At 71.9% G+C, this 24,832-nt stretch carries 34 protein-coding genes; all 34 read left to right on the forward strand.

Going from position 1 to position 24,832, the window contains the following annotated elements; genetic code table 11:
* The first annotated feature begins 49 nt into the window (after window positions 1-49).
* The 34 genes from Q0789_RS01085 to rpsD all read left to right on the forward strand — a co-directional run bounded on the left by Q0789_RS01085 (window position 50) and on the right by rpsD (window position 24,705).
* The gene (locus Q0789_RS01085; protein WP_298801349.1) at window positions 50-3,955 is read left to right on the forward strand and encodes a DNA-directed RNA polymerase subunit beta'; all 3,906 of its coding nucleotides are present in this window, start codon (window positions 50-52) and stop codon (window positions 3,953-3,955) included.
* 393 nt (window positions 3,956-4,348) lie between these two features.
* The gene (gene rpsL, locus Q0789_RS01090; protein WP_123379914.1) at window positions 4,349-4,723 is read left to right on the forward strand and encodes a 30S ribosomal protein S12; all 375 of its coding nucleotides are present in this window, start codon (window positions 4,349-4,351) and stop codon (window positions 4,721-4,723) included.
* Entirely contained in the window at window positions 4,723-5,193 is a 471-nt protein-coding gene (gene rpsG / locus Q0789_RS01095) for a 30S ribosomal protein S7 (protein ID WP_171201653.1), read from the forward strand. Before rpsL ends, rpsG begins: the two co-directional genes overlap by 1 nt.
* 114 nt (window positions 5,194-5,307) lie before the next feature.
* Window positions 5,308-7,416 carry an elongation factor G gene (gene fusA, locus Q0789_RS01100; protein ID WP_298801350.1) on the forward strand — a complete coding sequence of 703 codons (2,109 nt, stop codon included), beginning with the start codon at window positions 5,308-5,310 and terminating at the stop codon, window positions 7,414-7,416.
* Between the two features lie 123 nt (window positions 7,417-7,539).
* Complete coding sequence (gene tuf / locus Q0789_RS01105; RefSeq protein ID WP_171201655.1) at window positions 7,540-8,733, forward strand: elongation factor Tu; 1,194 nt, start codon at window positions 7,540-7,542, stop codon at window positions 8,731-8,733.
* 546 nt (window positions 8,734-9,279) lie between these two features.
* Window positions 9,280-9,588 carry a 30S ribosomal protein S10 gene (gene rpsJ / locus Q0789_RS01110; protein ID WP_123379910.1) on the forward strand — a complete coding sequence of 103 codons (309 nt, stop codon included), beginning with the start codon at window positions 9,280-9,282 and terminating at the stop codon, window positions 9,586-9,588.
* A 14-nt stretch (window positions 9,589-9,602) separates the two neighbouring features.
* The gene (rplC, locus tag Q0789_RS01115; protein WP_298801351.1) at window positions 9,603-10,277 is read left to right on the forward strand and encodes a 50S ribosomal protein L3; all 675 of its coding nucleotides are present in this window, start codon (window positions 9,603-9,605) and stop codon (window positions 10,275-10,277) included.
* Between the two features lie 5 nt (window positions 10,278-10,282).
* Complete coding sequence (gene rplD / locus Q0789_RS01120) at window positions 10,283-10,981, forward strand: 50S ribosomal protein L4 (RefSeq protein ID WP_298801352.1); 699 nt, start codon at window positions 10,283-10,285, stop codon at window positions 10,979-10,981.
* A gap of 44 nt (window positions 10,982-11,025) precedes the next feature.
* The gene (gene rplW / locus Q0789_RS01125) at window positions 11,026-11,349 is read left to right on the forward strand and encodes a 50S ribosomal protein L23 (RefSeq protein ID WP_171201680.1); all 324 of its coding nucleotides are present in this window, start codon (window positions 11,026-11,028) and stop codon (window positions 11,347-11,349) included.
* 28 nt (window positions 11,350-11,377) lie between these two features.
* The gene (rplB, locus tag Q0789_RS01130; RefSeq protein ID WP_171201658.1) at window positions 11,378-12,214 is read left to right on the forward strand and encodes a 50S ribosomal protein L2; all 837 of its coding nucleotides are present in this window, start codon (window positions 11,378-11,380) and stop codon (window positions 12,212-12,214) included.
* Between the two features lie 11 nt (window positions 12,215-12,225).
* Entirely contained in the window at window positions 12,226-12,507 is a 282-nt protein-coding gene (rpsS, locus tag Q0789_RS01135; protein ID WP_119139906.1) for a 30S ribosomal protein S19, read from the forward strand.
* Between the two features lie 60 nt (window positions 12,508-12,567).
* On the forward strand, window positions 12,568-12,960 hold the full coding sequence (rplV, locus tag Q0789_RS01140) for a 50S ribosomal protein L22 (RefSeq protein WP_171201659.1): 393 nt from the start codon (window positions 12,568-12,570) through the stop codon (window positions 12,958-12,960).
* Window positions 12,960-13,769, forward strand: a complete 810-nt coding sequence (gene rpsC, locus Q0789_RS01145) for a 30S ribosomal protein S3 (protein WP_171201660.1) — start codon at window positions 12,960-12,962, stop codon at window positions 13,767-13,769. Before rplV ends, rpsC begins: the two co-directional genes overlap by 1 nt.
* Before the next feature lie 3 nt (window positions 13,770-13,772).
* Complete coding sequence (gene rplP, locus Q0789_RS01150) at window positions 13,773-14,192, forward strand: 50S ribosomal protein L16 (RefSeq protein WP_171201661.1); 420 nt, start codon at window positions 13,773-13,775, stop codon at window positions 14,190-14,192.
* Window positions 14,192-14,440, forward strand: coding sequence for a 50S ribosomal protein L29 (rpmC, locus tag Q0789_RS01155; protein WP_298801353.1), 249 nt, complete (start codon window positions 14,192-14,194; stop codon window positions 14,438-14,440). Before rplP ends, rpmC begins: the two co-directional genes overlap by 1 nt.
* Entirely contained in the window at window positions 14,437-14,733 is a 297-nt protein-coding gene (rpsQ, locus tag Q0789_RS01160; protein ID WP_171201663.1) for a 30S ribosomal protein S17, read from the forward strand. Before rpmC ends, rpsQ begins: the two co-directional genes overlap by 4 nt.
* A 124-nt stretch (window positions 14,734-14,857) precedes the next feature.
* On the forward strand, window positions 14,858-15,226 hold the full coding sequence (gene rplN, locus Q0789_RS01165) for a 50S ribosomal protein L14 (protein ID WP_171201664.1): 369 nt from the start codon (window positions 14,858-14,860) through the stop codon (window positions 15,224-15,226).
* A gap of 1 nt (window position 15,227) precedes the next feature.
* A complete protein-coding gene (gene rplX / locus Q0789_RS01170; protein WP_298801354.1) occupies window positions 15,228-15,590 on the forward strand; it encodes a 50S ribosomal protein L24 in 363 nt (120 codons plus the stop codon).
* On the forward strand, window positions 15,587-16,183 hold the full coding sequence (rplE, locus tag Q0789_RS01175; RefSeq protein ID WP_171201665.1) for a 50S ribosomal protein L5: 597 nt from the start codon (window positions 15,587-15,589) through the stop codon (window positions 16,181-16,183). The genes rplX and rplE overlap by 4 nt, the downstream gene beginning before the upstream one ends.
* A gap of 1 nt (window position 16,184) precedes the next feature.
* Window positions 16,185-16,370, forward strand: a complete 186-nt coding sequence (locus Q0789_RS01180; RefSeq protein ID WP_171201666.1) for a type Z 30S ribosomal protein S14 — start codon at window positions 16,185-16,187, stop codon at window positions 16,368-16,370.
* Window positions 16,371-16,536: 166 nt separating this feature from the next.
* Window positions 16,537-16,935 carry a 30S ribosomal protein S8 gene (gene rpsH, locus Q0789_RS01185; protein ID WP_171201667.1) on the forward strand — a complete coding sequence of 133 codons (399 nt, stop codon included), beginning with the start codon at window positions 16,537-16,539 and terminating at the stop codon, window positions 16,933-16,935.
* Between the two features lie 16 nt (window positions 16,936-16,951).
* Window positions 16,952-17,491, forward strand: coding sequence for a 50S ribosomal protein L6 (rplF, locus tag Q0789_RS01190; protein WP_171201668.1), 540 nt, complete (start codon window positions 16,952-16,954; stop codon window positions 17,489-17,491).
* Complete coding sequence (gene rplR, locus Q0789_RS01195; RefSeq protein ID WP_171201669.1) at window positions 17,491-17,886, forward strand: 50S ribosomal protein L18; 396 nt, start codon at window positions 17,491-17,493, stop codon at window positions 17,884-17,886. The genes rplF and rplR overlap by 1 nt, the downstream gene beginning before the upstream one ends.
* A gap of 63 nt (window positions 17,887-17,949) precedes the next feature.
* Window positions 17,950-18,567 carry a 30S ribosomal protein S5 gene (rpsE, locus tag Q0789_RS01200; protein WP_298801355.1) on the forward strand — a complete coding sequence of 206 codons (618 nt, stop codon included), beginning with the start codon at window positions 17,950-17,952 and terminating at the stop codon, window positions 18,565-18,567.
* Window positions 18,567-18,749 (forward strand): 50S ribosomal protein L30, encoded by a 183-nt coding sequence (rpmD, locus tag Q0789_RS01205; protein ID WP_298801356.1) that lies wholly within the window; start codon window positions 18,567-18,569, stop codon window positions 18,747-18,749. The genes rpsE and rpmD overlap by 1 nt, the downstream gene beginning before the upstream one ends.
* A gap of 2 nt (window positions 18,750-18,751) precedes the next feature.
* Window positions 18,752-19,222, forward strand: a complete 471-nt coding sequence (gene rplO, locus Q0789_RS01210) for a 50S ribosomal protein L15 (protein WP_171201672.1) — start codon at window positions 18,752-18,754, stop codon at window positions 19,220-19,222.
* Between the two features lie 258 nt (window positions 19,223-19,480).
* Window positions 19,481-20,776: a preprotein translocase subunit SecY gene (gene secY, locus Q0789_RS01215; RefSeq protein WP_298801357.1), complete on the forward strand. Its 1,296-nt coding sequence runs from the start codon at window positions 19,481-19,483 to the stop codon at window positions 20,774-20,776.
* Window positions 20,773-21,342, forward strand: coding sequence for an adenylate kinase (locus tag Q0789_RS01220; protein WP_298801358.1), 570 nt, complete (start codon window positions 20,773-20,775; stop codon window positions 21,340-21,342). The genes secY and Q0789_RS01220 overlap by 4 nt, the downstream gene beginning before the upstream one ends.
* Window positions 21,343-21,345: 3 nt before the next feature.
* On the forward strand, window positions 21,346-22,176 hold the full coding sequence (gene map / locus Q0789_RS01225) for a type I methionyl aminopeptidase (RefSeq protein WP_298801359.1): 831 nt from the start codon (window positions 21,346-21,348) through the stop codon (window positions 22,174-22,176).
* 236 nt (window positions 22,177-22,412) lie between these two features.
* Window positions 22,413-22,634 (forward strand): translation initiation factor IF-1, encoded by a 222-nt coding sequence (gene infA, locus Q0789_RS01230; protein ID WP_123379890.1) that lies wholly within the window; start codon window positions 22,413-22,415, stop codon window positions 22,632-22,634.
* A 175-nt stretch (window positions 22,635-22,809) separates the two neighbouring features.
* Window positions 22,810-22,923, forward strand: coding sequence for a 50S ribosomal protein L36 (gene rpmJ, locus Q0789_RS01235; RefSeq protein WP_030903823.1), 114 nt, complete (start codon window positions 22,810-22,812; stop codon window positions 22,921-22,923).
* 173 nt (window positions 22,924-23,096) lie between these two features.
* Window positions 23,097-23,477 (forward strand): 30S ribosomal protein S13, encoded by a 381-nt coding sequence (gene rpsM / locus Q0789_RS01240; protein WP_171201675.1) that lies wholly within the window; start codon window positions 23,097-23,099, stop codon window positions 23,475-23,477.
* Between the two features lie 156 nt (window positions 23,478-23,633).
* Window positions 23,634-24,041, forward strand: a complete 408-nt coding sequence (rpsK, locus tag Q0789_RS01245) for a 30S ribosomal protein S11 (protein WP_171201676.1) — start codon at window positions 23,634-23,636, stop codon at window positions 24,039-24,041.
* 37 nt (window positions 24,042-24,078) lie between these two features.
* Window positions 24,079-24,705, forward strand: coding sequence for a 30S ribosomal protein S4 (gene rpsD / locus Q0789_RS01250; RefSeq protein WP_298801362.1), 627 nt, complete (start codon window positions 24,079-24,081; stop codon window positions 24,703-24,705).
* Window positions 24,706-24,832: the final 127 nt, after the last annotated feature.

The following is a 24,832-nucleotide window of genomic DNA, read 5'->3' on the forward strand; positions in this document are numbered from 1 at the left end:
GAGCGGCGTCCCCTGATCCACCACCCTTCACGCGAGAGAAGGACACCCCTTGCTCGACGGCAACCTCTTCGACGACCTGCGCATCGGCCTGGCCACCGCGGACAGCATCCGCGACTGGAGCTTCGGCGAGGTCAAGAAGCCCGAGACCATCAACTACCGGACGCTGAAGCCGGAGAAGGACGGTCTCTTCTGCGAGAAGATCTTCGGTCCCACGCGGGACTGGGAGTGCTACTGCGGCAAGTACAAGCGCGTGCGCTTCAAGGGCATCATCTGCGAGCGCTGCGGCGTCGAGGTGACGCGCGCCAAGGTGCGCCGCGAGCGGATGGGCCACATCGAGCTCGCCGCCCCCGTCACCCACATCTGGTACTTCAAGGGCGTCCCGAGCCGGCTCGGCTACCTGCTCGACCTCGCCCCCAAGGACCTCGAGAAGGTCATCTACTTCGCCGCCTACATGATCACGTGGGTGGACGAGGAGTCCCGGCACCGCGACCTGCCCTCGCTGCAGGCCGGCATCGAGGTCGAGAAGAAGCAGGTCGCCGACCGGCGTGACGCCGACGTCGAGGCCCGGGCCAAGCGCCTGGAGTCCGACATCGCCGAGCTCGAGGCCGAGGGCGCCAAGTCCGACGCCCGTCGCAAGGTCCGCGAGAGCGCCGAGCGCGAGATGAACCAGATCCGCCGCCGGGCGGACGCCGAGGTCGACCGCCTCACGCAGGTCTGGGACCGCTTCTCCAAGCTCAAGGTCTCCGACCTCGAGGGCGACGAGGTGCTCTACCGCGAGCTGCGCGACCGCTACGGCCTGTACTTCGAGGGCAGCATGGGCGCGAACGCGATCCAGAAGCGCCTGGAGTCCTTCGACCTCGAGGCCGAGGCCGAGTCGCTGCGGGAGATCATCCGCACGGGCAAGGGCCAGAAGAAGACCCGCGCCCTCAAGCGGCTCAAGGTCGTCTCGAACTTCCTCACGACGAGCAACTCGCCGATGGGCATGGTGCTCGACTGCGTCCCGGTCATCCCGCCGGACCTGCGCCCGATGGTGCAGCTCGACGGCGGCCGCTTCGCGACGAGCGACCTCAACGACCTCTACCGGCGCGTCATCAACCGGAACAACCGCCTCAAGCGGCTCCTCGACCTCGGCGCGCCCGAGATCATCGTCAACAACGAGAAGCGGATGCTCCAGGAGGCCGTGGACTCGCTGTTCGACAACGGCCGCCGCGGCCGTCCGGTCACCGGCCCGGGCAACCGGCCGCTGAAGTCGCTCTCCGACCTGCTCAAGGGCAAGCAGGGGCGCTTCCGCCAGAACCTGCTCGGCAAGCGCGTCGACTACTCCGGCCGCTCGGTCATCGTCGTCGGCCCGCAGCTCAAGCTGCACCAGTGCGGCCTGCCCAAGCAGATGGCGCTCGAGCTCTTCAAGCCCTTCGTCATGAAGCGGCTCGTGGACCTCAACCACGCGCAGAACATCAAGTCGGCCAAGCGCATGGTCGAGCGCGCCGGCGGCTCCGGCGCCCGCTACGGCCACGTGTGGGACGTCCTCGAGGAGGTCATCACCGAGCACCCGGTGCTCCTCAACCGCGCGCCCACGCTGCACCGCCTCGGCATCCAGGCCTTCGAGCCGCAGCTCGTCGAGGGCAAGGCCATCCAGATCCACCCGCTCGTCTGCACGGCGTTCAACGCCGACTTCGACGGCGACCAGATGGCCGTCCACCTGCCGCTGTCCACCGAGGCGCAGGCCGAGGCCCGCATCCTCATGCTGAGCAGCAACAACATCCTCAAGCCGGCCGACGGCCGTCCCGTGACCATGCCCAGCCAGGACATGATCATCGGGCTCTTCCACCTCACCGCCCTGCGCGAGGGCGGCGCGGGGGAGGGCCGCTCCTTCGGGTCGGTCGCCGAGGCGCTCATGGCGCACGACGCCCGCGAGCTCGAGGTCGGCTCGCCCGTCAAGCTGCGCCTCGACGGCGTCGTGCCCCCGGCGGGGACGGCGCTGCCGGAGGGCTGGGAGCCCGGGCAGCCGCTCGTGCTCGAGACGACCCTCGGCCGGGCGCTGTTCAACGAGACGCTCCCGGTGGACTACGCCTTCGTCAACGAGGGCGTGGACAAGAAGCGCCTGTCGACGATCGTCAACGACCTCGCCGAGCGCTACGACAAGGGCCAGGTCGCCGCGACGCTCGACGCGCTCAAGGAGACCGGCTTCCACTGGGCGACCCGCTCGGGGACGACGATCTCCATCGCCGACGTGCTCACGCCGCCGAACAAGCAGGAGATCCTCGAGCGCTACGAGGCCAAGGCGGAGAAGGTCCAGCAGCAGTACGAGATGGGCCTCATCACCGACGACGAGCGCCGCCAGGAGCTCATCGAGATCTGGACCGAGGCGACCAACGTCGTCGCCAAGGACATGCAGGACAACCTCGACGCCAACGCCACGCGCAACTCGGTGTACCGGATGGTCACCTCCGGGGCGCGAGGCAACTGGATGCAGGTCCGCCAGATCGCCGGCATGCGCGGCCTCGTGGCCAACCCGAAGGGCGAGATCATCCCGCGCCCGGTGAAGTCGAACTTCCGCGAGGGCTTCTCCGTCCTGGAGTACTTCATCTCCAGCCACGGCGCCCGCAAGGGGCTCGCCGACACCGCGCTGCGGACGGCGGACTCGGGCTACCTGACCCGCCGCCTCGTCGACGTCTCCCAGGACGTCATCGTCCGCGAGGAGGACTGCGGGACCCGCCGCGGCCTCGTCCTGCCCATCGCGGACGACGCCGCCGACGGGAGCGGCCTGCGCCGCGGGGAGCACGTCGAGACGAGCGTCTACTCGCGCACGCTGGCCTCCGACGCGACCTCCGAGAGCGGCGAGGTGCTCGCCCCGGCGGGCAGCGACGTGGGCGACGTGCTCATCGACGCCCTCGTCGCGCAGGGGGTGCGGGAGATCAAGGTCCGCTCGGTGCTCACCTGCGAGTCCCGCGTCGGCACCTGCGCCCGCTGCTACGGCCGCTCGCTGGCCACCGGCAAGCTCGTCGACATCGGCGAGGCGGTCGGCATCATCGCCGCCCAGTCCATCGGCGAGCCGGGCACCCAGCTGACGATGCGCACCTTCCACACGGGCGGCGTCGCGGGTGACGACATCACCCACGGCCTCCCGCGCGTGCAGGAGCTCTTCGAGGCCCGCACCCCCAAGGGCGTGGCCCCGATCAGCGAGGTCGCCGGCCGGGTGAGCATCGACGAGACGGAGCGCGCGCGCCGCCTCGTCGTGACCCCGGACGACGGGGGCGAGGAGATCGCCTACCCGCTCACCAAGCGCTCGCGCCTGCTCGTGGGCGACGGGCAGCACGTCGAGGTGGGCGACCAGCTCGTCCAGGGCGCCGTCGACCCCAAGCAGGTGCTCCGCATCCTCGGCCCGCGCAAGGTGCAGCAGCACCTCGTGGACGAGGTCCAGGAGGTCTACCGCAGCCAGGGCGTGGGCATCCACGACAAGCACATCGAGGTCATCGTCCGGCAGATGCTGCGCCGGGTGACGATCATCGACGCCGGTGACGCGGGGCTCCTCCCGGGCGAGCTCGCCGAGCGGGCCCGCTTCGAGGAGGAGAACCGCCGGGTCGTGGCCGAGGGCGGCAGCCCGGCGGCCGGGCGCCCGGAGCTCATGGGCATCACCAAGGCGTCGCTGGCCACCGACTCGTGGCTGTCGGCGGCGTCCTTCCAGGAGACGACCAAGGTGCTCACCGAGGCCGCCCTCGCGGGCCGCAGCGACCCGCTGCTGGGCCTCAAGGAGAACGTCATCCTGGGCAAGCTGATCCCGGCCGGCACGGGCCTGTCGCGCTACCGCGACGTGGTCGTCGAGCCGACGGAGGAGGCGAAGGCGGCGATGTACTCGATGCCGGGCTACGAGGAGGTCGACTACGACCACTTCGGGCTGGGCTCGGGCCAGGCCGTGCCGCTCGAGGAGTACGACTTCGGCGGCGACTACCGCTGAGGTCCTCAGGGGTCGCGCCGCCGTCGTCGACGGTGGCGCGGCCCCACCCGCGGGTCCGGCCCCGGCACCGGCCGGGCGCCCGGCTCCCGGCGGCCGTCTTTGACGGTGCCGGGGCGTGCGCCTATCCTCGTCAGGACGTCCGGTGACCCGGGTGCTCGCGCGCGCCCCGCGACCGGTGGCGCACGGCGGTGGCCCTCCGGGCCGGCGCCACGGGCGCCGGGCCGGCTGACCGGTCCCGCACCGCCAGGCACCACGCTGGCAGACACGCCCGAGCGCGGGGGTGGGCTGAGGCCCTCCTCGCAGCACGGGGCCCGCGCGCGAGCGCGGCACCCGCACGAGAGCCGCCTGCCGAGGGCGGCGGCCCGCACAGACGATGAGAGTTCAGGAGCACCGGTGCCCACGATCCAGCAGCTGGTCCGCAAGGGCCGGCAGGACAAGGTCGGGAAGCAGAAGACCCCGGCCCTCAAGGGGAGCCCCCAGCGCCGCGGCGTGTGCACCCGCGTGTACACCACGACGCCCAAGAAGCCGAACTCGGCGCTGCGCAAGGTCGCGCGCGTGCGGCTCTCCAGCGGCATCGAGGTCACGGCGTACATCCCCGGCGTGGGCCACAACCTGCAGGAGCACTCGATCGTGCTCGTGCGCGGCGGCCGCGTGAAGGACCTGCCCGGCGTCCGCTACAAGATCGTCCGCGGCTCGCTCGACACGCAGGGCGTGAAGAACCGCAAGCAGGCGCGCAGCCGCTACGGAGCGAAGAAGGAGAAGCGCTGATGCCGCGCAAGGGACCGGCCCCGAAGAGGCCGCTCGTCGTCGACCCCGTCTACGGCTCGCCGCTGGTCACCCAGCTGGTGAACAAGGTGCTCGTCGACGGCAAGAAGTCCACCGCCGAGCGCATCGTCTACGGCGCGCTCGAGGGCGCCCGGACGAAGACCGGCAACGACCCGGTCATCGCGCTCAAGCGCGCGCTCGACAACGTCAAGCCGGCCCTCGAGGTCCGCAGCCGCCGCGTCGGCGGCGCGACCTACCAGGTGCCGGTCGAGGTCCGCGCGGGCCGCTCCACGACCCTGGCCCTGCGCTGGCTCGTGGGCTACTCCAAGGCGCGTCGCGAGAAGACGATGACCGAGCGCCTCATGAACGAGATCCTCGACGCGAGCAACGGCCTCGGCGCCGCGGTGAAGCGTCGCGAGGACACGCACAAGATGGCCGAGTCCAACAAGGCCTTCGCGCACTACCGCTGGTGACGCCGACCGCGCGGGCGAGCTCCTCGCCCGCGCGGCGCGCACCGCGCACGCCGGCCCTGCACGCCAGTGCACGACGGGGCCACCGACGAGCCCAGGGAAGAGGCTGCTAGAGCCGTGGCACAGGACGTCCTGACGGACCTCACGAAGGTCCGCAACATCGGGATCATGGCGCACATCGACGCCGGCAAGACCACCACCACCGAGCGGATCCTGTTCTACACCGGGATCAACTACAAGATCGGTGAGGTCCACGACGGCGCGGCCACCATGGACTGGATGGAGCAGGAGCAGGAGCGGGGGATCACCATCACCTCCGCGGCCACCACCTGCTTCTGGGAGGGCACCCAGATCAACATCATCGACACGCCGGGGCACGTCGACTTCACCGTCGAGGTGGAGCGGTCCCTGCGCGTGCTCGACGGCGCCGTCGCGGTGTTCGACGGCAAGGAGGGCGTCGAGCCCCAGTCCGAGACGGTGTGGCGCCAGGCCGACAAGTACGACGTCCCGCGCATCTGCTTCGTCAACAAGATGGACAAGCTCGGCGCGGACTTCTTCTTCACCGTCCGCACCATCCAGGACCGCCTCGGCGCCACGCCGCTCGTGCTGCAGATCCCGATCGGCGCGGAGAACGACTTCGTGGGCGTCGTCGACCTCGTCTACATGCGCGCGCTGACCTGGCGCGGCGAGACGGGCAAGGGCGAGGCCTACGAGGTCGAGGAGATCCCGGCCGACCTCGCCGAGACGGCCGCGGAGTACCGCGACAAGCTCCTCGAGGCCATCGCGGACACCGACGAGTCGCTGATGGAGAAGTACCTCGGCGGCGAGGAGATCTCCCCCGAGGAGATCAAGGCCGCGGTGCGCAAGGTCACGGTCGCGAGCGAGCAGTACCCCGTCCTGTGCGGCTCGGCGTTCAAGAACAAGGGCGTCCAGCCCATGCTCGACGCGGTGCTCGACTACCTGCCGACCCCGCTCGACGTGGAGTCGGTGCACGGCCACGACGTGCGCGACGAGGAGAAGGAGATCGTCCGCCACGCGGACGTCACCGAGCCCTTCTCGGCGCTGGCGTTCAAGGTGGCCTCGCACCCCTTCTTCGGCAAGCTGACCTACGTCCGGGTCTACTCGGGCCGGGTCGCGGCGGGCTCGCCGGTCGCCAACTCGACCAAGGGCAAGAAGGAGCGCATCGGGAAGCTCTTCCAGATGCACTCCAACAAGGAGAACCCGGTCGACGAGGCCCGCGCCGGCCACATCTACGCGATGATCGGCCTCAAGGACACGACCACCGGCGACACGCTCTGCGACCCGCAGGACCAGGTCGTCCTGGAGTCGATGACCTTCCCCGAGCCGGTCATCTCCGTGGCCATCGAGCCCAAGACCAAGGGCGACCAGGAGAAGCTCAGCACGGCCATCCAGAAGCTCGCCGAGGAGGACCCGACCTTCCAGGTCCAGCTCGACGAGGAGACCGGCCAGACGATCATCCGCGGGATGGGCGAGCTCCACCTCGACATCCTCGTGGACCGCATGCGCCGCGAGTTCCGCGTCGAGGCGAACGTCGGCAAGCCGCAGGTGGCCTACCGCGAGACCATCCGCCGGTCGGTCGAGAAGGTCGACTACACGCACAAGAAGCAGACCGGCGGGTCCGGCCAGTTCGCCAAGGTGCAGGTGTCGATCGAGCCGCTCGACACCACCGAGGCCGACGCGCCGATGTACGAGTTCTCCAACAAGGTGACCGGTGGCCGCGTGCCCCGCGAGTACATCCCCAGCGTCGACGCCGGCATCCAGGACGCGATGGCGCTCGGCGTCGTCGCGGGCTACCCGATGGTCGGCATCAAGGCGACGCTGCTGGACGGCGCCTACCACGACGTCGACTCCTCGGAGATGGCGTTCAAGATCGCCGGCTCCCAGGTCCTCAAGGAGGCCGTCCGCCGCGCGGACCCGGTCCTCCTCGAGCCGGTCATGGCCGTCGAGGTGCGCACGCCCGAGGAGTACATGGGCGACGTCATCGGCGACATCAACTCCCGCCGCGGCCTCATCCAGGCCATGGAGGACGCGAGCGGTGCCAAGGTCGTCCGCGCCCAGGTGCCGCTGTCGGAGATGTTCGGGTACGTCGGGGACCTGCGGAGCAAGACGCAGGGCCGTGCGGTGTACTCCATGTCGTTCGACAGCTACGCCGAGGTCCCGCGCGCCGTGGCCGAGGAGATCGTCAAGAAGGTCCGCGGGGAGTGACCACCCGGTCGCCCTCCGCGTCCTGACGGACGCACCGCCGGCCCGACCGGCACCGGCGCCCCCGCCGCGGGGCGGCAGCCAGCACCACCGAAGACCACGCCAGAGACATCCCAGGAGGACCCAGTGGCGAAGGCCAAGTTCGAGCGCACCAAGCCGCACGTCAACATCGGCACCATCGGTCACATCGACCACGGCAAGACGACGCTGACCGCGGCGATCACCAAGGTGCTGCACGACAAGTACCCGGACCTCAACCAGGCGTCCGCCTTCGACATGATCGACAAGGCGCCCGAGGAGAAGGCCCGCGGCATCACGATCTCCATCGCGCACGTCGAGTACCAGACGGAGGCGCGCCACTACGCCCACGTCGACTGCCCCGGTCACGCCGACTACATCAAGAACATGATCACCGGCGCGGCGCAGATGGACGGCGCGATCCTCGTCGTCGCCGCCACCGACGGCCCGATGCCCCAGACCCGCGAGCACGTGCTCCTCGCCCGCCAGGTCAACGTCCCCTACATCGTCGTCGCCCTCAACAAGGCCGACATGGTGGAGGACGAGGAGATCCTCGAGCTCGTCGAGATGGAGGTCCGCGAGCTGCTGACCTCCTACGAGTTCCCCGGCGACGACGTCCCCGTCGTCCGCGTCTCGGCGCTGAAGGCGCTCGAGGGCGACGCCGAGTGGAGCGACAAGCTCATGGAGCTCATGAACGCCGTCGACACGGCGATCCCCGAGCCCGAGCGCGACATCGACCAGCCGTTCCTCATGCCGGTCGAGGACGTCTTCACCATCACCGGTCGCGGCACCGTCGTCACCGGTCGCGTCGAGCGCGGCAAGCTCAACGTGAACGAGGACGTCGAGATCGTCGGCATCAAGGAGACCAAGACCAAGACGACCGTCACGGGCGTCGAGATGTTCCGCAAGCTCCTCGACGAGGCGCGCGCGGGCGAGAACGTCGGCCTCCTGCTGCGCGGCATCAAGCGCGAGGACGTCGAGCGCGGGCAGGTCATCTGCAAGCCGGGATCGATCGTGCCGCACACCCAGTTCGAGGCGTCGGTCTACATCCTGTCCAAGGACGAGGGCGGCCGGCACAACCCCTTCTACTCGAACTACCGCCCGCAGTTCTACTTCCGCACGACGGACGTGACGGGCGTCATCGAGCTGCCCGAGGGCACCGAGATGGTCATGCCGGGCGACAACACCGACATGAAGGTCAACCTCATCCAGCCGGTGGCCATGGAGCAGGGCCTGCGCTTCACCATCCGCGAGGGCGGCCGCACCGTCGGCGCCGGCCAGGTGACCAGCATCACCCAGTGACACCCCGCCCCTCGGGGCGGACCGCGCCGCGGCTCGACCTCCGGGTCGGGCCGCGGCCGGCAGCAGGAGCCCGGACGCCCGCCGTCCGGGCTCCTGCTGCGTCCGGGCCCTGCCGGGTGCGGGTCCCTGCTCCGGCGGGGGCAGGTCCCTCCGAGCCTCCGGTGCGCCGGGGCCGGGCGGGGGAGCGCACGGCGACGACCGGGGGCGATTGGCCAACCGGCGGGACCCTCTGGCAGACTGCACCAGTTGATCCGCGCAGGCGCACGCCCGCGCGCCGCCGCCCGGTCCGCCGGGCTGGTCGGCTGCCGCAGGAGCGGCGCCGGGGACGCCCCGGACAGCACCACGCACGACGGCACGACACGCACTCGCCGGGTCCCGCCCGCGCCGCCCCCCGGGGTGGTGGGGGAGGGGGGCCCGCTCGCACGAGGCCAGCGCGACACTCCCGACCTCGGGGGTCGGCGGCCCGGGGCGAGCACGGCGGGCCGCGCCCCCGTGGGGCGGCCCGCAGGACCTCAGCGGTACGACGGAGAGAGAGATCGCGACGCCATGGCGGGACAGAAGATCCGCATCCGGCTCAAGTCCTACGACCACGAGGTCATCGACAGCTCGGCGCGCAAGATCGTCGACACGGTGACCCGCGCTGGTGCGACGGTCGTGGGCCCGGTGCCGCTGCCGACGGAGAAGAACACGTTCTGCGTGATCCGCTCCCCGCACAAGTACAAGGACAGCCGCGAGCACTTCGAGATGCGCACGCACAAGCGGCTCATCGACATCATCGACCCCACGCCGAAGGCGGTCGACTCGCTCATGCGGCTCGACCTGCCGGCTGACGTGAACATCGAGATCAAGCTCTGAGGACTGCTGACGCCATGACCACCACCACTCCCGACCAGCGCGTCGTCGCCGGTCTGCTGGGGTCCAAGCTGGGGATGACCCAGGTCTGGGACGCCGAGGGGCGCCTCGTCCCCGTGACCGTCGTGCAGGCCTCGCCGAACGTCGTCACCCAGGTGCGCACGCCCGAGAAGGACGGCTACTCGGCCGTCCAGCTCGCCGCCGGCGCCGTCGACCCCCGTCGCGTGACCAAGCCGCTCACGGGCCACTTCGCCAAGGCCGGCGTGACGCCCCGTCGCCACGTCGTCGAGATCCGCACGGCCGACGCCGCGGGCTTCACCCCCGGCCAGGAGGTCTCCGCGGAGGTCTTCTCGGCCGGCCAGGTCGTCGACGTCGTCGGCACGACCAAGGGCAAGGGCACCGCCGGCGTCATGAAGCGCCACGGCTTCCACGGCGTCGGCGCCTCGCACGGCGCGCACCGCAACCACCGCAAGCCCGGCTCCATCGGCGGGTGCGCGACCCCGGGCCGCGTCTTCAAGGGCATGCGCATGGCGGGCCGCATGGGCCACGTGCGCCAGACGACGCAGAACCTCACGGTCCACTCGGTCGACGTCGAGAAGGGCCTCATCCTCATCAAGGGCGCGGTCCCCGGCCCGAAGAACGGCGTGGTCCTCGTGCGCACGCCGGCCAAGGCGATCGCGAAGGAGGCCTGAGCCCCATGACCACGACCACCACGGTCGGCGCGCAGCCGACGACGCGCACGGTCGACGTGCACGACGTGAGCGGTGCCGTCACCGGCTCCGCCGAGCTGCCGGGCGACGTCTTCGACGTCGTCGCCAACGTGCCGCTCATCCACCAGGTCGTCGTCGCGCAGCTCGCGGCGGCCCGCCAGGGCACGCACGCCACCAAGACGCGCGGCGACGTGCGCGGCGGCGGCAAGAAGCCCTTCCGCCAGAAGGGCACCGGTCGCGCCCGCCAGGGCTCGACCCGCGCGCCGCAGTTCGCCGGCGGTGGCACGGTCCACGGCCCGCAGCCGCGCGACTACAGCCAGCGGACGCCCAAGAAGATGAAGGCGGCCGCGCTGCGCGGCGCGCTCTCGGACCGCGCCCGCTACGGCCGCGTCCACGTCGTCGAGGGCCCCTTCGCCGAGGCGCCGTCCACCCGCGCGGGCCTCGCGGCGCTGCGTGCGCTCCCGGGCCTCGAGGGCCGGGCGAGCTTCCTCGTCGTCGTCGACCGCGCCGACGAGAACACCTGGCTCAGCCTGCGCAACGCGCCCGAGGTGCACCTGCTGCGGGCCGACCAGCTGAACACCTACGACGTGCTCTGCAGCGACGACGTCGTCTTCACGACGGCAGCCCTGCGGGCGTTCCTCGGCGGCCGGGAGGCCGCCACGGCCGAGAGCGAGGGCGAGGCGTGAGCGAGGCAGGCACGACGACGGCCGACGGCGCCGTCGAGAAGGACCTGGCCTCGGCCGGCACCCTCTCGGCGCGCTTCGGCAAGGACCCGCGCGACGTGCTGCTCGCGCCGGTGGTCTCCGAGAAGAGCTACTCGCTCCTCGACGAGGGCAAGTACACGTTCCTCGTCGACCCGCGGGCCAACAAGACCGAGATCCGCATCGCGGTCGAGCGCGTCTTCGGCGTGAAGGTCACGGGCGTCAACACGCTCAACCGCCAGGGCAAGGCTCGCCGCACGCGGGGCGGGACGGGGCGTCGCAAGGACACCAAGCGCGCCATCGTCACCCTCCGCGAGGGCGACTCCATCGACATCTTCGGCACCACGGCCTGAGCCGGCGCCACAGAAGAGGACTGAGAGCATGGGAATCCGCAAGTACAAGCCGACGACGCCGGGCCGCCGCGGCTCGTCCGTCGCCGACTTCGTCGAGATCACGCGGTCCACGCCGGAGAAGTCGCTGGTGCGCCCCCTGCCCAAGAAGGGCGGGCGCAACAGCAGCGGGCGCATCACGACGCGCCACCAGGGCGGCGGCCACAAGCGCGCCTACCGGGTGGTCGACTTCCGGCGCCACGACAAGGACGGCGTGCCGGCCACGGTCGCTCACATCGAGTACGACCCCAACCGCACCGCGCGTATCGCGCTGCTGCACTACGTCGACGGCGAGAAGCGCTACATCATCGCGCCGACCCGCCTGAAGCAGGGCGACGTCGTGGAGAACGGCCCCGGCGCCGACATCCGCCCCGGCAACAACCTGCCGCTGCGCAACATCCCGGTCGGCACGGTGGTGCACGCCATCGAGCTGCGTCCCGGCGGCGGCGCCAAGATCGCCCGCTCGGCGGGCACCTCGGTGCAGCTCGTGGCGCGCGAGGGCGGCAACGCCCAGCTGCGCATGCCCTCGGGCGAGATCCGCAACGTCGACGTGCGCTGCCGCGCCACGGTCGGCGAGGTCGGCAACGCCGAGCAGTCGAACATCAGCTGGGGCAAGGCCGGCCGCATGCGCTGGAAGGGCCGTCGTCCCACCGTCCGCGGTGTCGCGATGAACCCGATCGACCACCCGCACGGCGGTGGTGAGGGCAAGACCTCCGGCGGTCGCCACCCGGTGAGCCCCTGGGGCCAGCCCGAGGGCCGCACGCGTCGTCCGGGCAAGCCCAGCGACAAGCAGATCGTCCGCCGGCGCCGCACCGGCAAGAAGCGCTGAGGAGACCGGACATGCCGCGCAGCCTGAAGAAGGGCCCCTTCGTCGACGACCACCTCCAGAAGAAGGTGGACGTGCAGAACGAGAAGGGCACGAAGAACGTCATCAAGACCTGGTCCCGGCGCTCCGTCGTCACCCCGGACTTCCTGGGCCACACCTTCGCGGTGCACGACGGCCGCAAGCACGTCCCGGTGTTCGTCACCGAGGCGATGGTCGGCCACAAGCTGGGGGAGTTCGCCCCCACGCGGACCTTCCGCGGCCACGTGAAGGACGACCGGAAGGGCCGTCGCCGCTGACCTCGGGTCAGCAGCGACGAGACCTCCGGGAAGACCGAAGGAAGAGAAGGCAGGACAGCGATGGAAGCCATGGCGAAGGCGCGCTACGTGCGCGTCACGCCCCAGAAGGCCCGGCGCGTCGTCGACCTCGTCCGTGGCAAGCGGGCGGGCGACGCCCTCGCGGTGCTCGAGTTCGCGCCGCAGGCGGCGAGCGAGCCCGTGCGCAAGGTCGTGCAGAGCGCGATCGCGAACGCCCGCGTGAAGGCCGACCAGGCCGGTGAGGCCTTCGACGAGCGCGAGATGGTCGTGTCCGCGGCGTTCGTGGACGAGGGCCCGACGATGAAGCGGTTCCGCCCGCGGGCCCAGGGCCGCGCGGCGCGCATCAACAAGCGCACCAGCCACATCACGGTGGTGGTCGCGCCCGTGCCGGCGCGCGCCGCCGCGACGACCTCGACGACGGGGAGGAGCTCCTAGTGGGCCAGAAGGTCAACCCGCACGGCTTCCGGCTGGGCATCACCACCGAGCACCGCTCCCGGTGGTTCGCCGACTCGACGAAGTCCGGCCAGCGCTACCGCGACTACGTGGGCGAGGACGTCTCGATCCGCAAGCTCATGTCCACGGGCATGGAGCGCGCCGGCATCGCCAAGGTCGACATCGAGCGCACCCGCGACCGCGTGCGCGTCGACATCCACACGGCGCGCCCGGGCATCGTCATCGGCCGCCGCGGCGCCGAGGCCGACCGCCTGCGCGGCGAGCTCGAGAAGCTCACGGGCAAGCAGGTCCAGCTCAACATCCTCGAGGTCAAGAACCCCGAGACGGACGCGCAGCTGGTCGCCCAGGGCATCGCCGAGCAGCTCGCGAGCCGCGTGGCGTGGCGCCGCGCGATGCGCAAGGGCATGCAGACGGCCTCCCGCGCCGGTGCCAAGGGCATCCGCGTGCAGTGCTCGGGCCGCCTGGGCGGCGCCGAGATGAGCCGCTCGGAGTTCTACCGCGAGGGTCGCGTCCCGCTGCACACGCTCCGCGCGAACATCGACTACGGCTTCTACGAGGCCAAGACGACGTTCGGCCGCATCGGCGTGAAGGTCTGGGTCTACAAGGGCGACCTGACGAGCCGCGAGCTCGCGCAGCAGCAGGCGAACGCGCCCCGCGGCCCGCGCGGCCCCCGGGCCGAGCGTCCGACGCGCGGTCGTCGTCCCGCCGGTGACGCCCCGCAGGCGCAGGCCCCGGCCACCGAGGCCGGCGTCGCCCCGCAGGCCGTCGCGAACCCCGGAACGGAGGGCTGAGACGTGCTCGTCCCGCGCAGGCTGAAGCACCGCAAGCAGCACCACCCCAAGCGCACCGGGGCCGCCAAGGGCGGCACCACGATCGCCTTCGGCGACTACGGCATCCAGGCCCTCGAGCCGGCGTACGTCACCAACCGGCAGATCGAGTCCGCGCGCATCGCCATGACCCGCTACATGAAGCGTGGCGGGAAGGTCTGGATCAACATCTACCCGGACCGCCCCATCACGAAGAAGCCCGCCGAGACCCGCATGGGCTCCGGCAAGGGCTCGCCCGAGTGGTGGGTCGCCAACGTCAAGCCGGGCCGGATGATGTTCGAGATCTCCGGCGTGGCCGAGCCCGTGGCCCGCGAGGCCATGCGGCTCGCCATCCACAAGCTGCCGATGAAGTGCCGCTTCGTCGCGCGCGAGGGGAGTGAGGTCTGATGGCCGTCGGCAGCGAGGACGTGGCGCCCGCGAAGCTCCGCGAGAAGGACGCCGACCAGCTGGTCGAGGAGCTGCGCCGCGCGAAGGAGGAGCTCTTCAACCTCCGCTTCCAGTCGGCCACCGGCCAGCTGGAGAACCACACGCGGCTGCGCGCCGTGCGCCGCGACATCGCGCGCATCTACACGGTGATGCGCGAGCAGGAGCTCGGCATCATCAGCGCCCCGGCCGCCGGGGGGAGCGAGAAGTGAGCGAGGACGCAGTGAGCACGGACACCACCGCCGCCGCCGAGCAGCGCGGGTACCGCAAGAACCGCATCGGCGTCGTGGCCAGCGACAAGATGGACAAGACCGTCGTCGTCGTCGTCGAGGACCGCGTCAAGCACGCGCTCTACGGCAAGGTCATCCGGCGCACGAGCAAGGTCAAGGCGCACGACGAGACCAACGCCTGCGGCGTCGGCGACCGCGTGCGCATCGCCGAGACGCGGCCGCTGTCGGCCACCAAGCGCTGGCGCGTCGTCGAGGTGCTCGAGAAGGCCGTCTGAGGCCTCCGGGCCCCGCCGGCCCCCTCCCGCGGGGGAGGGGAGCCGGCACCCCCGCACCACCACGGAAGAGTCCGTTCCGCCAGGCTCGCGACGAGAACCGGCGCGACGACAGGAGTGTCGAACAGTGATCCAGCAGGAGTCGCGGCTCAAGGTCGCCGACAACACGGGTGCCAAGGAGATCCTCTGCATCCGCGTCCTCGGCGGCTCAGGCCGCCGGTACGCCGGCATCGGGGACGTCATCGTGGCGACCGTCAAGGACGCCATCCCCGGCGGCAACGTCAAGAGGGGCGACGTCGTCAAGGCGGTCGTCGTCCGCACCCGCAAGGAGCGCCGTCGTCCGGACGGCTCCTACATCCGCTTCGACGAGAACGCGGCCGTCATCCTCAAGGCGGACGGCGACCCGCGGGGCACCCGCATCTTCGGCCCCGTGGGGCGCGAGCTGCGCGACAAGCGCTTCATGCGGATCGTCTCGCTGGCCCCGGAGGTGCTCTGAGATGCCGAAGCTGAAGATCAAGAAGGGCGACCTGGTCCAGGTCATCTCCGGCGCCACGCAGGCGCGCGGCGGCGACCGCGGCAAGCAGGGTCGCGTCATCGCGGTGTTCCCCGAGCGCCAGCGCGTGCTGGTCGAGGGCGTCAACCGCATCACCAAGCACGTCAAGGCCGGGGCGGCCGGGCGCGGCTCGGGCGGTCGCGAGACCGTCGAGGCGCCGATCCACATCAGCAACGTGCAGGTCGTGGACCCGGAGACCGGTCGGCCCACGCGGGTCGGCGTGCGCACCGAGACGACCGAGCGCGACGGGCGGACCGTGACCACCCGCGTCCGCGTGGCCAAGCGCTCCGGCAAGGACATCGCATGAGTGAGACGACCACCTCGCCCGCCGCCGTGACCGAGGCGAGCGGCGCGCCGCAGCCGCGCCTCAAGGCGCGCTACCGCTCCGAGATCGCGCCGGCGCTGCGCGAGCAGTTCGGCTACGCCAACGTCATGCAGATCCCCGGCCTGGTCAAGGTCGTGGTGAACATGGGCGTGGGCGACGCCGCGCGCGACTCGAAGCTCATCGACGGCGCCGTCCGCGACCTCACCACCATCACCGGCCAGAAGCCGCAGGTGACGCGGGCCCGCAAGTCGATCGCGCAGTTCAAGCTGCGCGAGGGCATGCCGATCGGCTGCCACACGACGCTGCGCGGGGACCGCATGTGGGAGTTCCTCGACCGCCTCGTGTCGCTGGCGCTGCCCCGCATCCGCGACTTCCGCGGCCTCTCGCCGAAGCAGTTCGACGGGCGCGGCAACTACACGTTCGGCCTCACGGAGCAGTCGATGTTCCACGAGATCGACCAGGACCGCATCGACCGCGTGCGCGGCATGGACGTCACGGTCGTGACGTCGGCACGCAACGACGACGAGGGCCGGGCGCTGCTGCGCCAGCTCGGCTTCCCCTTCAAGGAGGACTGACATGGCGAAGACCGCCCTGGTCACCAAGGCCGCGCGCAAGCCCAAGTTCGGCGTCCGGGCCTACACGCGCTGCCAGCGCTGCGGCCGGCCGCACTCGGTCTACCGCAAGTTCGGCCTCTGCCGCGTGTGCCTCCGCGAGATGGCCCACCGGGGCGAGCTCCCGGGCATCACGAAGAGCTCCTGGTGAGCCCCCGCCCCCGGCTCGCAGCGCCGGGGGCACGAGCGGGCGAGGCCCGCTCGGCAGCACGAGTCCCAGAAGCACCGCCGGACCACCGCGTCCGGCACGGACGCCTCAGGTCCGCCCCCGCCCGCCGGGGAGCGGAAACCGAGGTGAGGAAGGGCGGACGAGCCCGATGACGATGACCGACCCGATCGCGGACATGCTCACGCGCCTGCGGAACGCCAACTCGGCGTACCACGACGACGTGACCATGCCCTACAGCAAGCTCAAGCAGCGCATCGCCGAGATCCTCCAGGCGGAGGGCTACATCGCCGGCTGGTCGGTGGAGGACGCCGAGGTGGGCCGCAAGCTCACCCTGGAGCTGAAGTTCGGCCCCAACCGCGAGCGCTCCATCGCCGGCGTCCGGCGGGTCAGCAAGCCGGGCCTGCGCGTGTACGCGAAGTCGACCAACCTGCCCCGCGTCCTCGGCGGCCTCGGCGTGGCGATCCTGTCCACGTCCTCCGGCCTCCTCACGGACCGGCAGGCCACGAAGCAGGGCGTGGGCGGGGAAGTCCTCGCCTACGTCTGGTAAGGGCGGAGGAGGAAGCATGTCCCGCATCGGAAGGCTGCCCATCGACGTCCCCGCCGGGGTCGACGTCTCCATCGACGGCCAGGAGGTCGTCGTCAAGGGCCCGCGCGGCACGCTCGCGCACACGGTCGCCGCGCCCATCTCGGTCGAGCGCGGCGAGTCCGGGGCGCTCCACGTCGTCCGCCCGGACGACGAGCGCACCAACCGCTCGCTGCACGGCCTGACCCGCTCGCTGCTCGCGAACATGGTCACGGGCGTCACCACGGGCTACGAGAAGAAGCTCGAGATCGTCGGCACCGGCTACCGCGTGCAGGCCCGGGGCGGCTCCCTGGAGTTCGCGCTCGGCTTCAGCCACCCGGTCGTCATCCCGGCGCCCGAGGGCATCACGTTCGCGGTCGAGGCCCCCACCCGCTTCTCGGTGCAGGGCATCGACAAGCAGCTCGTGGGCGAGGTCTCCGCCAACATCCGCAAGCTGCGCAAGCCCGACCCGTACAAGGGCAAGGGCGTCCGCTACGCGGGCGAGCAGGTCCGGCGCAAGGTCGGGAAGGCAGGTAAGTGATGGCACGCAGGTCCTCCTACCGGGGCGTCACCGCCGTCCGGGGCACCGGCACGACGGCGGCCCGCGGCCGTCGCCACCTGCGGGTGCGCAAGAAGGTCTCCGGCACGCCGGCCCGACCGCGCCTCGTGGTCAACCGCTCCACCCGCCACGTCTTCGTGCAGGTCGTCGACGACACCGTCGGCCGCACGCTGGCCTCGGCCTCCACGATGGAGGCCGACCTGCGCGCGCTGGACGGCGACAAGACCGCCAAGGCCCGCCGCGTGGGCGAGCTGGTGGCCGAGCGCGCCCGCGCCGCGGGCATCGAGGCCGTGGTCTTCGACCGCGGCGGCAACCGCTACCACGGCCGCGTGGCCGCTGTGGCCGACGGCGCCCGCGAGGGCGGGCTCGCCGTCTGAGCCGGCCCCCGGGCTTCGGCACAGGCGACTGACGCGAGAGACGAGAGAGAGAAGAGACCAGACATGCCTGGACCCCAGCGCCGCGGCGCCGGCGCCGGCACGGGCGGGCCCGGCGGCAACGACCGCCGCGACCGCCGTGACGGCCGCCGGGGCGACTCCGCGGACCGCAGCCAGTTCCTCGAGCGCGTGGTGACGATCAACCGCGTCTCCAAGGTCGTCAAGGGCGGTCGCCGCTTCAGCTTCACCGCGCTCGTCGTGGTGGGCGACGGCGACGGCACCGTCGGCGTCGGCTACGGCAAGGCCAAGGAGGTGCCCGCGGCGATCGCCAAGGGCGTCGAGGAGGCCAAGAAGGCCTTCTTCCGCGTGCCCCGCGCCCAGGGGACGATCCCGCACCCCGTCACGGGCGAGGACGCGGCCGGCGTCGTGCTGCTGCGCCCGGCGTCGCCGGGTACCGGCGTCATCGCGGGCGGCCCGGTGCGCGCCGTCCTCGAGTGCGCCGGCGTGCACGACGTGCTGACGAAGTCGCTCGGCTCGAGCAACGCCATCAACATCGTCCACGCGACGGTGGCGGCCCTCAAGGGCCTCGAGCGCCCCGAGTCCGTCGCGGCCCGCCGCGGCAAGACGCTCGACGAGGTCGCCCCGGCGGCCCTGGTCCGGGCCATGTCAGGGACGGCGTCCTGATGGCGCGGCTCAAGGTGACCCAGACCCGCTCCACCATCGGCGGGAAGCAGAACCAGCGCGACACGGTGCGCAGCCTCGGCCTCAAGCGGATCGGCGACGTCGTCGTCAAGGACGACCGCCCGGAGATCCGCGGGATGATCACCACGGTGGCGCACCTCGTGACGCTCGAGGAGGTCGACTGACCATGGCCGACGAGACGACGGGCCCGCAGGGCCGCACGCTCAAGGTCCACCACCTGCGCCCGGCCCCGGGCGCGAAGACGGCGCGCACCCGCGTCGGGCGCGGTGAGGCCAGCAAGGGCAAGACCGCCGGGCGCGGCACCAAGGGCACCAAGGCCCGCTACCAGGTGTCCGCGGCCTTCGAGGGCGGCCAGACCCCGCTGCACATGCGGCTGCCGAAGCTGCGCGGGTTCACCAACCCGTTCCGGACGACCTACCAGGTCGTCAACCTCGACCGGCTCTCCGAGCTCTTCCCGCAGGGCGGGGCCGTGGGCGTCGACGAGATGGTCGCGGCCGGGGCGGTCCGCAAGGACCAGAAGGTGAAGGTCCTGGGCCAGGGCAGCGCGGACGTCGCGCTGCAGGTCACGGCCCACGCCTTCTCGGCCTCCGCGGTCGAGAAGATCGCCGCCGCGGGCGGCAGCACCACCACGCTCTGAGCCCTGCTGACGCCCCGCCGCCCCTCCGGGCGGCGGGGCGTCGTGCTCCCCGCCCCGCCCGGCGCCGGACGGCGCCGCACCGGAGCCGTCCCCGACCGGCGCGCCGACGCGGGTAGGGTCGGCTCCCGGCGCCCCGCCCGATGACGGGCGGCGGCCCACCCGACCGCCCACCTGACCGCCCACCTGCCCGCACCCGCACCGCTCCGCCGGCAGGCCGCCGGCGCGGCGACCGCCCGAGCCGGGCGATCTGGAGGACACGTGCTCAGCGCATTCGTGCGGGCGTTCCGCACGCCCGACCTGCGGCGCAAGCTGCTCTTCACCGCGGGGATCATGGCGATCTTCCGGCTGGGCTCGTTCGTCCCGGTCCCGGGGGTCAGCTACGCCAACGTCCAGCAGTGCCTGTCGACGTCGGCGTCCTCCAACGACCTGCTGGGGCTGGTCAACCTCTTCAGCGGTGGAGCGCTGCTCCAGCTGTCGGTCTTCGCGCTCGGGATCATGCCGTACATCACCGCGAGCATCATCACGCAGCTGCTGACGGTCGTGATCCCCCGCTTCGAGGAGCTGAAGAAGGAGGGGCAGTCCGGGCAGGCGAAGCTCACGCAGTACACGCGCTACCTGACGATCGCCCTGGCCGTCCTCCAGTCCTCCACCTACATCGCGGTGGCGCGCGCCGGTCAGCTGTTCCCCGGCTGCACCGCCGACATCATCCCGGACGACTCCGTGGTCACCATCGTGCTCATGGTCATCACGATGACCGCGGGCACCGGGCTCATCATGTGGATGGGCGAGCTCATCACCGAGCGGGGCGTCGGCAACGGCATGTCGCTGCTCATCTTCACCTCGATCGCCGCCACCTTCCCCGGGCAGCTGTGGAGCATCGGGCAGAGCCAGGGCTTCGGCGTCATGGCCGTCGTCATCGCCGTCGGGCTCGTCATCGTGGCGCTCGTCGTCTTCGTCGAGCAGTCCCAGCGGCGCGTGCCCGTCCAGTACGCCAAGCGCATGGTGGGCCGCCGGATGTACGGCGGGACGAGCACCTACATCCCCATCAAGGTCAACATGGCCGGCGTCATCCCGGTCATCTTCGCCTCGTCGCTGCTGTACCTGCCCGCGCTGGTCGCGCAGTTCAACGACCCGCAGTCCGGGTGGGTGCAGTGGGTGAACGCCAACCTGGTCCAGGGCGACAGCGCCGTCTACATCGTCGCCTACATCGCCCTCATCATCTTCTTCACGTACTTCTACGTCGGGATCACGTTCAACCCCGACGAGGTCAGCGACAACATCAAGCGCGTCGGCGGCTTCATCCCCGGCGTCCGCGCGGGCCGACCCACGGCCGAGTACCTCGACTACGTCCTCACCCGCATCACGCTGCCCGGGGCCATCTACCTCGGCTTCGTCGCCCTCATCCCGCTCATCGCGCTCGTGCTGGTCGGCGCCACGCAGAACTTCCCGTTCGGTGGCACGTCGATCCTCATCGTCGTCGGCGTCGGGCTCGAGACGGTGAAGCAGATCGAGAGCCAGCTCCAGCAGCGCAACTACGAGGGGTTCCTCCGATGAGGCTCGTCCTCCTGGGCCCGCCCGGAGCGGGCAAGGGCACCCAGGCCGCCCGCCTCGCCGTCGAGCTGGACGTGCCGGCCATCTCGACCGGCGACATCTTCCGCGCCAACGTCAGCGAGGGCACCGAGCTCGGGCGCACCGCCAAGTCCTACATGGACGAGGGGGAGTACGTGCCCGACGAGGTCACGAACGCCATGGTGCGCGAGCGGCTGCAGGCCGACGACGCCGCCGACGGCTTCCTCCTCGACGGCTACCCCCGGACGACCGCGCAGGTCCGCGAGCTCGACGCGATGCTCAGCGGCACCGGGGTCGAGGGCGTCGAGGCGGTCGTCCTCCTCACGGTCGACACCGAGGAGGTCGTCAAGCGCCTCGCGCAGCGCTCGACGGAGCAGCACCGCTCGGACGACGGCGAGGCCGTCCAGCGGCACCGGCTCGAGGTGTACGAGGCGCAGACGGCGCCGCTCGTCGACGTGTACGACCGGCGCGGCCTGCTGCGTCGCGTGGACGGGATGGGCGCGGTGCCCGACGTCACCGCGCGCGTCCTCGCGGCGCTCGGCCGGGGCTGAGGCGTGGGGCTCCTGCGGCGCGAGCGCGTGGAGTGGAAGACGCCCGAGCAGGTGCTCCTCATGCGCCGGGCCGGCCTCGTCGTGGCGGACGCCCTCGAGGCCGTCCGCGGCGCCCTCGTCCCGGGGGTGACGACCGCCGAGCTCGACCGCGTGGCCGAGGGGGTCGTCCGGGGAGCCGGGGCGGTGCCGTCCTTCCTCGGGTACCAGGGCTTCCCCGCCTCCCTGTGCGTCTCCGTCAACGAGGAGGTCGTCCACGGCATCCCCGGGGAGCGGGTCCTGCGGGACGGCGACCTGGTGTCCGTGGACTGCGGGGCGGTCGTGGACGGCTGGCACGGCGACGCGGCGTTCAGCGCCGTCGTCGACGGCGGCGGGGGAGCGGTGGACCCCGAGGACGTGGCGCTCGTCGAGGCCACCGAGGCCGCCATGTGGGCGGGCCTGGCCGCCCTGGCCGGCGCCGAGCGGCTGGGTGCGGTGGGAGCCGCCGTCGAGGACTCCCTGGCGGGGCGCTACGGGATCGTCGAGGGTTACGTCGGCCACGGCATCGGCACGGCCATGCACCAGCCGCCCGAGGTGCTCAACCACCGGTCGCGCGACCGGGGCGCGAAGGTGCGCCCGGGGCTCTGCGTGGCCGTGGAGCCGATGGTGGTCCGCGGCACCGCGGAGACCGAGGTGCTCGCCGACGACTGGACGGTCGTGACCGCGGACGGCGCGCGCGCCGCCCACTGGGAGAACACCGTCGCGGTTCTCGAGGGCGGCCTCTGGGTCCTCACGGCGCCCGACGGGGGGGCCGCGGGCCTCGCCCGCCACGGCGTCGCCGTGGCCCCCCTGGCCTGAGGGCGGGGGAGGGCCCCTCCCGGCGATTTCGCGCTGGGGCCGCGCTCGCGTACGCTGCTGCGTCGGTGCACGAGCGCGCTCGCACGCCCACGTCCTCGCCCCGCGGCTGGTTCGGCGACGACGTCCCGCCGGACGACCTCTCGTCCTGGCGGGTCGGGCCCGTCACGCGCGCTGCACCGACGACCGGTGACGACTGCGACGGGCGGCTCAGGCGCGCCCGCGACGAGCGGAGGGCAATGGCCAAGAAGGACGGGGTCATCGAGATCGAGGGCGCTGTGGTGGAGGCGCTGCCGAACGCCATGTTCCGCGTGGAGCTGAGCAACGGCCACAAGGTCCTCGCGCACATCTCGGGGAAGATGCGCCAGCACTACATCCGGATCCTCCCCGAGGACCGCGTGGTGGTGGAGCTCAGCCCGTACGACCTGACCCGCGGCCGCATCGTCTACCGCTACAAGTGATCCGGCGGCACCACCAGCAGCACCGCACGCCCGCCCACCCGCCGCGCCTGTCGCCGGCCGGAGGGGCGCACCGTCCCGCGGGACGTCCCGGTCGCCCGACGGCGGCACCGGGTCGGACCACCGAGCCCCACGAGCACCGACGGACCCGGCGCGGTCCCGGCGGTGGAGGACAGCGATGAAGGTCAAGCCGAGCGTCAAGAAGATCTGCGACAAGTGCAAGGTGATCCGCCGCAACGGCCGGGTCATGGTCATCTGCGACAACCTGCGCCACAAGCAGCGCCAGGGCTGATCGCACCCGGCGCGCACCGACCCGGTGCACGCCGGCGAGCAGCACCCGACCCCCTCCTCCCCGCGAGGACGGGACGTCACCCCCCGCCCGGAGGCGGGGGACCCGCGAGGAGCCCCCGGGCCCCGCGGGACGGTGCTGCCCCACACCTCCGCACCGCACACCAGGAGTCCGCGATGGCACGCATCGTCGGCGTCGACCTCCCCCGCGACAAGCGGCTCGAGGTCGCGCTCACGTACATCTTCGGCGTCGGGCGCACCCGCGCCATGGAGACGCTCACGGCGACGGGCATCAGCCCTGACCTGCGCGTCAAGGACATGACCGAGGACGACCAGGTCAAGATCCGCGACCACATCGAGCAGGCCTACCAGGTGGAGGGCGACCTCCGCCGCGAGGTGGCCGCCGACATCCGCCGCAAGGTCGAGATCGGCTGCTACGAGGGGCTGCGGCACCGCCGGGGCCTGCCGGTGCGCGGCCAGCGCACCAAGACCAACGCGCGCACCCGCAAGGGCCCGAAGCGCACGGTCGCCGGCAAGAAGAAGGTCGGCCGCAAGTAGGCCGTCCCGGTCGGCCCGCCCGTCGGGCCGACCCGCCCCGCCACCGCCGCGCCCGGCGCGGCGTGCGGGGAACGGCTCCCAGACCGCCGCCGGCCGGCGCGGGCCCAGCGCCCCGCCGCCGGTCAGCTCGCCCCACGTCCAGGAGAGAACCAGCCCATGCCCCCCAAGACCCGCACCCCCGGTGGCGCGCGCCGCACGCGCCGCAAGGAGAAGAAGAACGTCTCCGCCGGCCAGGCGCACATCAAGAGCACCTTCAACAACACCATCGTCTCGATCACGGACCCCACGGGTGCGGTGATCTCCTGGGCCTCCGCCGGCCAGGTCGGCTTCAAGGGCTCGCGCAAGTCGACGCCCTTCGCCGCGCAGATGGCTGCCGAGGCCGCCGCCCGCCGCGCCCAGGAGCACGGCATGCGCAAGGTGGACGTCTTCGTCAAGGGCCCCGGCTCCGGCCGCGAGACCGCCATCCGCTCGCTGCAGGCCACCGGCCTGGAGGTGGGCACCATCCAGGACGTGACGCCGCAGGCCCACAACGGCTGCCGCCCGCCCAAGCGCCGGCGCGTCTGACCCGGCTGCAGCGAGACGAAGGAGACGAGAGACCCCCATGGCGCGTTACACCGGGCCCGACTGCAAGCGCTGCCGGCGTGAGAAGCAGAAGCTCTACCTGAAGGGCGCGAAGTGCGACTCGGGCAAGTGCCCGATCGAGATCCGCCCCTACCCGCCGGGCGAGCACGGCCGCGGCCGCACGAAGGACAGCGAGTACCTGCTCCAGATGCGCGAGAAGCAGAAGTGCGCGCGCATCTACGGCGTCCTCGAGAAGCAGTTCCGCGGCTACTACGAGGAGGCCCAGGGCCGCGCCGGGCGCACCGGCGAGACCCTCCTCGAGATCCTCGAGCTCCGGCTCGACAACGTCGTGTACCGCGCGGGCTTCGCCAAGTCCCGCGACGCGGCCCGCCAGGCGGTCCGCCACGGCCACATCCGGGTCAACGGCCAGAAGGTCGACATCCCCAGCGCCCGCGTGTCGCCCAACGACATCATCGAGGTGCGCGAGAAGTCGCTCGAGATGACGCCGTTCGTCGTCGCCAAGGCCGAGCTCGAGGGCAAGACGACGCCCGCGTGGCTCGAGGTCCAGGCCGACCGCATGCGCGCCCTGGTCCACGGCGTCCCGGCCCGAGCGGCCATCGACGTCCAGGTCCAGGAGCAGCTCATCGTCGAGTACTACTCGAAGTGACGCCTCCGGTCCTCTAGGACCACCAGGGCCGGTCCCCGCCAGCGGCGGGGGCCGGCCCGCACCCGCGCCGGTCGACCGCGACCGCGCGGGAGGCCGGCGGGTTCTCGCGCGCCCGCGGCCGCACGCG

Source organism: uncultured Pseudokineococcus sp., assembly GCF_947499845.1.
Taxonomy (GTDB): Bacteria; Actinomycetota; Actinomycetes; order Actinomycetales; family Quadrisphaeraceae; genus Pseudokineococcus.

Excerpts from the sequence above, each read along its gene's own strand:
- rpsG (WP_171201653.1), top strand. The coding sequence starts at position 4,723 with ATGCCGCGCAAGGGACCGGCCCCGAAGAGGCCGCTCGTCGTCGACCCC.
- rplE (WP_171201665.1), top strand. The coding sequence starts at position 15,587 with ATGAGTGAGACGACCACCTCGCCCGCCGCCGTGACCGAGGCGAGCGGC.
- rplC (WP_298801351.1), top strand. The coding sequence starts at position 9,603 with ATGACCACCACCACTCCCGACCAGCGCGTCGTCGCCGGTCTGCTGGGG.
- rpsE (WP_298801355.1), top strand. The coding sequence starts at position 17,950 with ATGCCTGGACCCCAGCGCCGCGGCGCCGGCGCCGGCACGGGCGGGCCC.
- rplF (WP_171201668.1), top strand. The coding sequence starts at position 16,952 with ATGTCCCGCATCGGAAGGCTGCCCATCGACGTCCCCGCCGGGGTCGAC.
- rplD (WP_298801352.1), top strand. The coding sequence starts at position 10,283 with ATGACCACGACCACCACGGTCGGCGCGCAGCCGACGACGCGCACGGTC.
- rplX (WP_298801354.1), top strand. The coding sequence starts at position 15,228 with ATGCCGAAGCTGAAGATCAAGAAGGGCGACCTGGTCCAGGTCATCTCC.
- rpmC (WP_298801353.1), top strand. The coding sequence starts at position 14,192 with ATGGCCGTCGGCAGCGAGGACGTGGCGCCCGCGAAGCTCCGCGAGAAG.
- rpsM (WP_171201675.1), top strand. The coding sequence starts at position 23,097 with ATGGCACGCATCGTCGGCGTCGACCTCCCCCGCGACAAGCGGCTCGAG.
- rplO (WP_171201672.1), top strand. The coding sequence starts at position 18,752 with ATGGCCGACGAGACGACGGGCCCGCAGGGCCGCACGCTCAAGGTCCAC.
- rpmD (WP_298801356.1), top strand. The coding sequence starts at position 18,567 with ATGGCGCGGCTCAAGGTGACCCAGACCCGCTCCACCATCGGCGGGAAG.
- rpsS (WP_119139906.1), top strand. The coding sequence starts at position 12,226 with ATGCCGCGCAGCCTGAAGAAGGGCCCCTTCGTCGACGACCACCTCCAG.
- rpsD (WP_298801362.1), top strand. The coding sequence starts at position 24,079 with ATGGCGCGTTACACCGGGCCCGACTGCAAGCGCTGCCGGCGTGAGAAG.
- rplV (WP_171201659.1), top strand. The coding sequence starts at position 12,568 with ATGGAAGCCATGGCGAAGGCGCGCTACGTGCGCGTCACGCCCCAGAAG.
- infA (WP_123379890.1), top strand. The coding sequence starts at position 22,413 with ATGGCCAAGAAGGACGGGGTCATCGAGATCGAGGGCGCTGTGGTGGAG.
- Q0789_RS01220 (WP_298801358.1), top strand. The coding sequence starts at position 20,773 with ATGAGGCTCGTCCTCCTGGGCCCGCCCGGAGCGGGCAAGGGCACCCAG.
- rplR (WP_171201669.1), top strand. The coding sequence starts at position 17,491 with ATGGCACGCAGGTCCTCCTACCGGGGCGTCACCGCCGTCCGGGGCACC.
- rpsH (WP_171201667.1), top strand. The coding sequence starts at position 16,537 with ATGACGATGACCGACCCGATCGCGGACATGCTCACGCGCCTGCGGAAC.
- rplB (WP_171201658.1), top strand. The coding sequence starts at position 11,378 with ATGGGAATCCGCAAGTACAAGCCGACGACGCCGGGCCGCCGCGGCTCG.
- rpmJ (WP_030903823.1), top strand. The coding sequence starts at position 22,810 with ATGAAGGTCAAGCCGAGCGTCAAGAAGATCTGCGACAAGTGCAAGGTG.
- Q0789_RS01180 (WP_171201666.1), top strand. The coding sequence starts at position 16,185 with ATGGCGAAGACCGCCCTGGTCACCAAGGCCGCGCGCAAGCCCAAGTTC.
- rpsK (WP_171201676.1), top strand. The coding sequence starts at position 23,634 with ATGCCCCCCAAGACCCGCACCCCCGGTGGCGCGCGCCGCACGCGCCGC.
- rpsJ (WP_123379910.1), top strand. The coding sequence starts at position 9,280 with ATGGCGGGACAGAAGATCCGCATCCGGCTCAAGTCCTACGACCACGAG.